9 protein-coding genes and 1 pseudogene are annotated in these 8128 nt (G+C 55.7%); 3 read left to right on the plus strand and 7 right to left on the minus strand.

All coding sequences use genetic code 11. From position 1 onward, the window contains the following. Together WBV42_RS00755 and WBV42_RS00760 are read right to left on the minus strand one after the other, a co-directional pair. On the minus strand, window positions 1–509 hold a 509-nt coding region (locus WBV42_RS00755), incomplete at its 3' end, for a DUF7504 family protein (protein ID WP_423984345.1). Between the two features lie 437 nt (window positions 510–946). After that, entirely contained in the window at window positions 947–1594 is a 648-nt protein-coding gene (locus WBV42_RS00760; RefSeq protein ID WP_423984346.1) for a helix-turn-helix domain-containing protein, read from the minus strand. A 233-nt stretch (window positions 1595–1827) separates the two neighbouring features. On the opposite strand from WBV42_RS00760, the gene WBV42_RS00765 reads away from it, so the two are divergent. Both WBV42_RS00765 and WBV42_RS00770 read left to right on the plus strand, forming a co-directional pair. After that, the gene (locus tag WBV42_RS00765; RefSeq protein WP_423984347.1) at window positions 1828–2451 is read left to right on the plus strand and encodes a response regulator transcription factor; all 624 of its coding nucleotides are present in this window, start codon (window positions 1828–1830) and stop codon (window positions 2449–2451) included. A 194-nt stretch (window positions 2452–2645) separates the two neighbouring features. Then, window positions 2646–4055, plus strand: a complete 1410-nt coding sequence (locus tag WBV42_RS00770) for a PAS domain S-box protein (RefSeq protein WP_423984348.1) — start codon at window positions 2646–2648, stop codon at window positions 4053–4055. Between the two features lie 156 nt (window positions 4056–4211). Here the strand turns inward: WBV42_RS00770 and WBV42_RS00775 are convergent, their stop codons facing one another. From WBV42_RS00775 to WBV42_RS00795, 5 genes are all read right to left on the minus strand, one after another. Continuing rightward, a complete protein-coding gene (locus WBV42_RS00775) occupies window positions 4212–4466 on the minus strand; it encodes a DUF7563 family protein (RefSeq protein WP_423984349.1) in 255 nt (84 codons plus the stop codon). Then, window positions 4459–4662 (minus strand): hypothetical protein, encoded by a 204-nt coding sequence (locus WBV42_RS00780; protein WP_066139072.1) that lies wholly within the window; start codon window positions 4660–4662, stop codon window positions 4459–4461. Before WBV42_RS00780 ends, WBV42_RS00775 begins: the two co-directional genes overlap by 8 nt. Window positions 4663–4915: 253 nt before the next feature. Continuing rightward, window positions 4916–5569, minus strand: a complete 654-nt coding sequence (tenA, locus tag WBV42_RS00785) for a thiaminase II (protein WP_423984350.1) — start codon at window positions 5567–5569, stop codon at window positions 4916–4918. A gap of 120 nt (window positions 5570–5689) precedes the next feature. Further along, window positions 5690–6988, minus strand: coding sequence for a histidine--tRNA ligase (gene hisS, locus WBV42_RS00790; protein WP_423984351.1), 1299 nt, complete (start codon window positions 6986–6988; stop codon window positions 5690–5692). Between the two features lie 25 nt (window positions 6989–7013). Further along, entirely contained in the window at window positions 7014–7673 is a 660-nt protein-coding gene (locus WBV42_RS00795) for a diphthine--ammonia ligase (RefSeq protein WP_423984352.1), read from the minus strand. 100 nt (window positions 7674–7773) lie between these two features. Between WBV42_RS00795 and WBV42_RS00800 the strand changes: the two are divergent. Continuing rightward, a pseudogene (locus tag WBV42_RS00800) lies at window positions 7774–8128 on the plus strand (galactonate dehydratase); the annotation flags it as partial.

Genomic DNA, 8128 nt, shown 5'->3' on the forward strand with positions numbered 1-8128 from the left:
TGGATATCGGGATCCATCTGGAAATATCCGACCGCCCCTGCTGCTTGTATTCGGTGTGTAAGTATGTGGAGATAGCGAAATGCAGTATCAAAATCGACATATTCGAGGAGAACTGTCAGAGTTTGTACTGATACTACTGGTTGCGTTTCTCCGTCCGTCCACTCCTTCAGACGGTCACTCAGTGGAACGATGATCTCCATCGGGTCGGTCGGGTCAACGACCTCCGTCGTCACGTAATCGGGAGTTTGCTCGTCATACGTCTCGGACTGGGCCATTCCACTCGCATGGATGAACCGTACTTCCCCTGGTGCTGCCCCGACACTCCGTTGCCAATCTTCGAGCCACTGTCCCGGCGGTTGGGTGTAGGTAACAGTTGCCAAACTGAGATTTTCGGGCCGCATCGAAGCTACAAGCTCCATGTGCGCCCGATTGCCATCAGGGGTGAGGGGAGCAAGGACGAGAACGTTTGACGCTCCTTGAAGGTCTTCTTCTATCTTGCGAACGTTCATTTATTCCATTTCTCAATATATTCTTTCACTTCTATATTCTGGATAGCATCTATCATATTGAATACACTGCGACTTGATATTAATGTATTGTTCTCCTACACTATCCTCTGATATACGTTTGCATTTCCAATTGTCGAAGCGATGATAACTTTGACAGTATCCGATTCGTGAATTGTGGGGCCCAAATATTGTCGTTCCGGTTTTTTCGGCGTAACTGTCGAGGATATCTTCGAAGTGACATGGATAGACATGGAGGTAAATACGTGCTTACCCCAATGTTCCGTACCCGTCTATCGTCGTTCATACCTGCGAGTTGTTACCGACAACCCGTGTTCGTTTTAAGCCATACATCAGCCTACCCTAAAGCCAGTGTGTGACTATTACCATCCTTTATTAGCGACCCGGTTATCAAAAAGTATTGGCTTGCAAATGCAGGGTCATCCGTCGTGACGTAACGTGTTCGTGATAAGATTTGCGTGCCCGCGTCGCAATCGCGTCGAAAGTGCGTTCGGTGAGATATCGAGTTCGCCAGCGACGTGTTCCAACGTTACCTCGCGGGGAACGTTGAAGTAACCGGAATCGAGCGCAGTCACGAGGGCTTCCCGTTGTTTCGGCGTCACTTCATATTTCCCGAACGCGTTCGGGTGTCGAGATTCGTAGAGTCGGGTCAACTGAAACGAGAGATCGTAGTTTTCACAGTAATCGTGAAACTCCGTCAGTGACGATTCACTTGGAAACAGCAGTTTGAGAAACCAGTCCTTTCCATCGCTGGTCGCTTCGAGGATACTGGCTTTCAGTTTCGAGACGGCGTGACCGACTGTTCCAGTACGCTGGCGCCATGAAACCCGGTAAAATCGTTCGTCGTCGTGCTCTTCCAGAACAGTTAAAGATCCGACAGTTATGTCGTCTTCAATTGCACGTTCGAACGATTCGAACGTCTCTCCACTCGCCCAGAAGTACGGAGTTACATATTCGCTGTCCGCAACGACACGCTCGATCTCGACATGAATCGCGGAAACTCGTCGCAGTGTTTCGTGGAGGATGAACTCCTCTGCTGGCACGACGAACTCGGTCAAAACGCTCATTTCTCTATCCCATGCATGGTGTCGGCAATATTGTAGCTATCGGTGCCTCTCCCGGCCGTTTTCTCCCATCTTCGGCACTATTATCGAAAAGCTTTTATCAAAATGGAGTCCATCCGTCTATTGATTGCAAGACGAGTGAGTGTAGTTCATGCATTATATTCGAAGTCACTGCCAACGTATAATTGATATCGCTACGTTTGATATAGCAATGGCAGTGAAACACCACGTAACCAATGTCTGACGAGCCAACTGTTCTCATTGTTGACGATGAGCATGCGATCACGGACTTGCATGCTCGGTGGCTTGAAGATTCCTACGACGTTCGGAAGGCGTACAACGGGACTGAAGCGCTAGATAAAATCGACGATTCCGTCGATGTCGTCCTCCTAGATCGTCGCATGCCGGACTACTCCGGTCAGGAAGTCCTCGACAAAATCCGTGAGCTATCGATCGATTGTCGAGTTGCGATGGTAACTGCGGTCGAACCCGATTTCGACATCCTTGAACTCGGATTCGACGATTACATCTGCAAACCGGTTTCTGATCCGGAGCAACTTCGAGAGATCGTCTCCTCACTCGAAACCCGCTCGGCGTACGACTCACAGGTACAGCAGTTTCTCTCTCTGTCGTCGAAACGGGCCGCGTTGGAGGATCGAAAGGAAGCGAACGAGCTCTCGCAAAACGAGGATTACGTCGCTCTCGAAACACAGTTGGTATCGCTTCGAAACGAACTTTCGTCCACGGCAATGGATTTGGACGACGATGACCTCCGCGCGGAGTTCCACAACCGCAACAGATCCGGCTCCAAGTTGATGGAGTCCGCAAAACAGAACGACGCATCGGAGACGAATAACTGACGGTTTTAGTCAAAAAGATGCCGCGTTGGATTATTCGACAGAATTATGAATAATGATCCCGAATTTGATAGGAAGAGGATGTCTATCATGTTTCCATCTTGGACACAACTATGGGTCGTTTCGTCCGTCGCTCATTCACTACTCTCCACACCTCACCGATCTCATTCGTTGACGTCCAGCTGGAAACGACAACCATGAGCGAAAATAGGACAGCACAGGAGACCGAGTCCGTTTCGAAGGGAAGTGTTCTGTTGCTCATCGATCATCGACGGAACCGTCGACTGTTGGCCGACTGGCTCACGTCCGAATACGAAGTCGTTCTCCCGGAGAACGGTCTCAATGTGTCGTTTGACCTCTGTATCGTCGACGAGGCATCGTTCAGCCGACATCGTGATGGACTCGAACGCAAAAAGCAAGCCGCACTTCCCACGTTTCTCCCCTATCTGCTCGTCACGTCGACGACGTCCCCCGCACGGACACCGGAAGTGTGGCAGGGAGTCGACGAAGCCATCACGACACCCATCGAGAAGGCAGTTTTGCAGGCGCGATTGGATGGGTTGCTCGAACGTCGACGACTATCGGTCGAAATCGAGCGGGAGAAAGAACAGAGCGAAGAGCGGTTTCGAACGTTGTTTCAGACCGCCCCTGACCCGGTCTTCGTTCTCGATGCTGATGGCAGAATCGAGGCAGTCAACGACGCGTTTTGCCGTGTCTCAGGACTCACTCGGTCGACCGTGCTTGGCGAACGGTTGGAGAGTATCGACGCGTTCCCCAACGATTCGCTCGACAGGCTCGCCGCCGACATGCGTGGCCAAGGGCGAAATCCCGACCCCTCGCCCTACTCGGTGACGTACATGACGCCGGATGGGGAAACACGATACGCGGAAATCAATACCACTCTGATGCGATTCGACGAGGAGATACCCGAAATCATCGGTATCATCCGAGATGTAACCGAGCACAAGCGGCGAAAGCAGGAACTCCAGCGGCAGAACGAACGTCTCGACGAGTTCGCTAGCATGCTTGCTCACGAACTTCGTAATCCACTCGGAATCGCACAGGGATATCTTCGTGTCGCGGAGATGGAAGACTCGGAGGACGCGTTCGATGAGGTTCGTGGTGCGCTCGACCGAATGGAGCGAATGATAAACGAAATGCTGGACCTCGCACGCAAACCCGACGCGCTCAACGACAAGGAAATCACCAAGTTTTACGATATCGTCGAGAACGCGTGGTCGCGTATCGCTCCGCCCGAGGCAACCCTCGTGTTGGAGAACGTCGAGGGTGAGATCTCGGCCGATATCGACAGGTTGAGTCAGGTTTTCGAAAACCTGTTTCGAAACGCCATCGAGCACGTCAGCCGGGACGTTACGGTTCACGTCAAACGCATTTCGAACGGTGTCTGTATCGTCGATGACGGTTCCGGAATCGATCCGGACGAGCGCGACCTAGTGTTCAAAAGCGGCTACACGACGGACAACGGAACCGGTCTCGGTCTCTCCATCGTTCAACAGATCGTCGAAGCGCACGGCTGGGAAATCGAGGTCTACGAGGGCGGTACGGGCGGCTCGCGGTTCGAGATCACGGGTATCGATTTCGAATGATGGGCGGCTCTCGTCACCCGCCATCGTGGAAACGAAATCCGTGGACACACGGGAGATGACAGTCGCGAAAAGCCGTTGTTCTTACTCGGGGTGAAAGTGAACTCGACTCGTCCTACTGATGAACCGTGTAGGTGCCAAAGCCGGTGTTCGACGGCGTCAACGCCATTCCCTATCGACACGATGTTCGATCGTCGGATCCGCGGCGGCACCGCGTTTTAGCGCCGCCCAACGGGTACACTTGGGACAGGCATAGACGATGCCGTCTTCGGTCCCCATCGTCCGTGCGAACGCGGGATCGACGTGTTCGTTTCCACAATTGGGGTTTCGGCAGTATCGCTTCGAGTCCGTGTGTCGATTCCACACGCCACGTCGAACGATATCGCCCGTGTTCTGCCACTCGGATTTAGCCATGGATACTTACCTTCTCGCGCGCGAGGCGCTCGCCCGTCTTTCTATCATGCAGCTTCCAAAATTCGGCGTCCATTCCGGGTAGCCGACTACACTGGTGACACCAGAAATGGCTGTTCGTCGTCTCCCAACTGGTGTGGCCGTTCGGGCACGTGTAGCGCCACTTCGTGATCGGGCCGTCGATGTCGTGGACACCCATACGCTGGCATACGACCATTCTTCAAAAAACTTCGAGCCTTATCCGTGGTGAAAGTAAATCCCATTCATTCGTGGCGTTCTTCCCCGTTATCGTCCGTTTTCGGCCGCATACGGAAATACAGCTAAGTGAAAGTAAACCGCCGAGGTGACTACCCCGTTTTGGCGCATCTGATGGTTTTGATAGTTTTGATGGTTTTGATGGATTTTCTATTTTTGTCGGGTTTGCTAGTTTTGATAGTTCTGCCCCACGAACGCTACCACGTTTCTCCGTCGTACGCCATTCCCCAAAATGCCGTTTCGAGGCGCGTACTCGTCAAAAACACATTCTCCATCGCATCATGCATTCCCGGTGATTCGTCCGCTTGTCGGTCCACGAACGTTCGCATCCATGCGACGGAGTCACGAAATTCGTCGCTCGTATACTTCTCGATGAACGGCGTGTATCGGTGCTCTCCGTCCGCGATGGTTGCCATGTGCTCCGCGACATCGAGATATCCCTGACCGCACGGGTAGACGGCCGCTGCGAGTTCGGCGAGTGTTCTCTCGTAGGCCGTTCGCAGCAGGTAGTTCGTGTACGCGAGACACGTCGGCGTTTTTTGAACCGCTTCGAGTTCGGCACGGGAAATTCCGTAGTCGGCGGCGAACGACCGATGTAACTCCATTTCGTCCGCGAGAATCGTGTGTGCGACATCGAACGCGTGGGTCATCGTCGCCTCGTCGCGTGCTTTGCAACCTGCGACGGCGAACACGCGAGCGTAATCGAGCAGGTAGCGATAATCCTGCTCTACCCAATGACGGAACGCATCCGCTTCGAGCGTTCCGTTCGCCAGTTCGACGACGAATGGATGTGCTTTCTGCTCCTCCCACAGGTCGCTCCCCTTCGTGAGGAGATGGTCACTGAACACCATGCTACTATATCTATTCCCAAGTGGTATAACTTGGTAGTGAATCTTTGGAATCGCTGACGCCATCACCATCGGACAGCGCTGTCGGTCGATTCCCGGCCAAAGAAAAAGAGGGAAACAACCCTACAGTCGATCGAGGACTTCCGAGATGACCTCGTCCTTCGGTACCTGTTCTTCCTCGCCGGAGTCCATGTTTTGGACCGTGACGACGCCCTCATTCAGGTCTCGTTCACCGACGACGACGGTGTACGCTGCGTTGATGCGGTCGGCGTAGCCGAACTGCTCGCCGACGCTTCGTCCCGTGAGATCGGTTTCGACGGTTAGCCCTTCCGCACGCAGTCCCTTCGCGTACTCCATCCCGATTTCGCGCACGGAATCGGAAATCGTCAACACGTAGGCGTCGGTCGACAGTGCCTCGTCGGGCCACTGGTCCAGTTCCTTCAACAACTGCATCGTCGTGGAGTAGCCGAACGCGAACCCGATTGCCGGAACCTCGCGGCTCCCGAACTGCTCGATGAGGTGGTCGTATCTACCGCCACCGAACAGCGCGCGGAGGTCGCTCTCGGTCGAAAACGCCTCGAAGACGAGACCGGTGTAGTAGTCCATCCCGCGCACAATGGAGAGGTCGAAGGTGCACACCGACTCGACGCCGTAGGCCGAAAGCACGTCGTAGAGGTCGTGCATGCGGTCGATCGCGTCGTCAGCCCTATCGTCCTCGGGTGCTTTGTTCGAGAGTTCGACCAGTGCGCTCTCCATGTCTCCGCTGATGGCGGTGAGTTCGTCGATCTCCTCGGCGGTTTCGCGGTCCACGCCTTCGAGTTCGAGGTTGTCGAGGAACTCCTCGCGGCTGATCTTTTCTTTCTTGTCGATGACGCGCATTACGTCCTTACTTCCCTCCACGTCCATCGCGTTGAGCAAGGCGTCCAGCAGTTGTCGGTCGTTCAGCCTGAACTCCACCGAGTCGGCGACACCGAGTTTCTCGTAGATGGTGGCAGCACAGGCGATAATCTCCGCGTCCGCCTCGACCGATTCGACGCCGAAGATGTCGATGTCGGTCTGGAAGAACTCGCGGTCGCGTCCCTTCTGGACCGCTTCGTAGCGCCAGCGTTTCGAGGTGTCGAACCACTTGATCGGCGTGCCGAGGTCCTTTCGCTGTTGAACCAACCGCGAGCGAGTCGGCGTCTGTTCGGGGATGAGCGTGACTTCGCGTCCGCCCTTGTCCTTGAAGCTGTAGGTCTGTTCCACGATTTCGTCGCCCGACTTCACCCGAAAGAGGTCGGTGGGTTCGACGCTCGGCGCGTCGATCTCGCGGAACCCGAACTCGCGGGCCGTCGCCTCGACGGTGTCCACGAGTTCGCGCCACGCCGCCCACTCCTCCGGGTAGCGGTCGTAAAAGCCTTTGAGGCTCTCGAATTCGTCCATGGTTCGCGTATCGAAGGCGAGCGCTTTACGTTTGGCTATCTCGTGTGTCCCCCGGTTCGAGTTCGAACGTCGCGACGATGTCGTCGCCTTGCCGCTTCGAGCCGACGAGTTCGAGGTCGATCTGCGTTTCGAACGGCGGCCCATCGACCGTAACGGTGTGGTACTCCCCACCTTCGCCCAACGGGTGGACACCGCGTTCGTGCAGGTGGTTCAGAAACGCCTCGTCGAGCGGTCGTCCGAGCCATCGTTCGTCGATCTCCGTCGAATCGAGTTTCGCGACGCGAGCCTCGAACCCACGGTCGAGGAATTCCCGGTAAAGTGCGGTCGGTTCCCGACCCCAGAGCGGAAACACCGGGGTCACGCCGGTGCTGTCGCAGATCGATTCGACCCATTCCCTATCGGCATCGACGTCCACGGTTCCGAACACGCCGTACTCCTCGTCGAGCGATTCGAGGACGTGTTCGAACTGTTCCTCGTACGTCTCCCACGTCACCCGTCGTTGCACGAGCGTCGTCCCGACACTGCGGGCCTGTCGCTGGACGAGTTCGTGGTACGACCCGGCATCGCGGTCGTCCCCTCCGTCGACCATCATCGTGACGAACCGCAAGACGTCGTACTCGTCCAGCGCCAAATGCCACGCCAGACTGCTATCCTTGCCGCCGCTCCACGAGCAAAACGCGTCCATCCGTTCTCCGACGGTATCCGCCGCGACGTGTTGAATCGTTCCGTTCGCGGTGTCTGTCGCGACCCAAAATCACTACCACCGCCCGCGACAACAGTCCGGCATGCGAATTACGGACTACGAACTGTTCGCCGTCCCGCCGCGTTGGCTGTTCCTTCGAATCGAGACGAGTGACGGACTCGTCGGTTGGGGTGAACCCGTCGTCGAGGGTCGTGTAAAGACGGTCCGCGGCGCAGTCGAGGAACTGATGGACGACTACTTGGTCGGCGAGGATCCGATGCCGGTTGAGGATCACTGGCAACGACTGTATCGTGGCGGATTCTACCGCGGCGGTCCCGTTCTGATGAGCGCCATCGCGGGAATCGATCAAGCGCTGTGGGACATCCGTGGAAAGGCGTTCGGCGCGCCGGTGTACGACTTGCTCGGCGGCCCGGTCCGCGACCGGGTACGCGTCTACC

The organism is Haladaptatus sp., from assembly GCF_049589095.1.
In the GTDB taxonomy this organism is placed as follows: domain Archaea; phylum Halobacteriota; class Halobacteria; order Halobacteriales; family Haladaptataceae; genus Haladaptatus.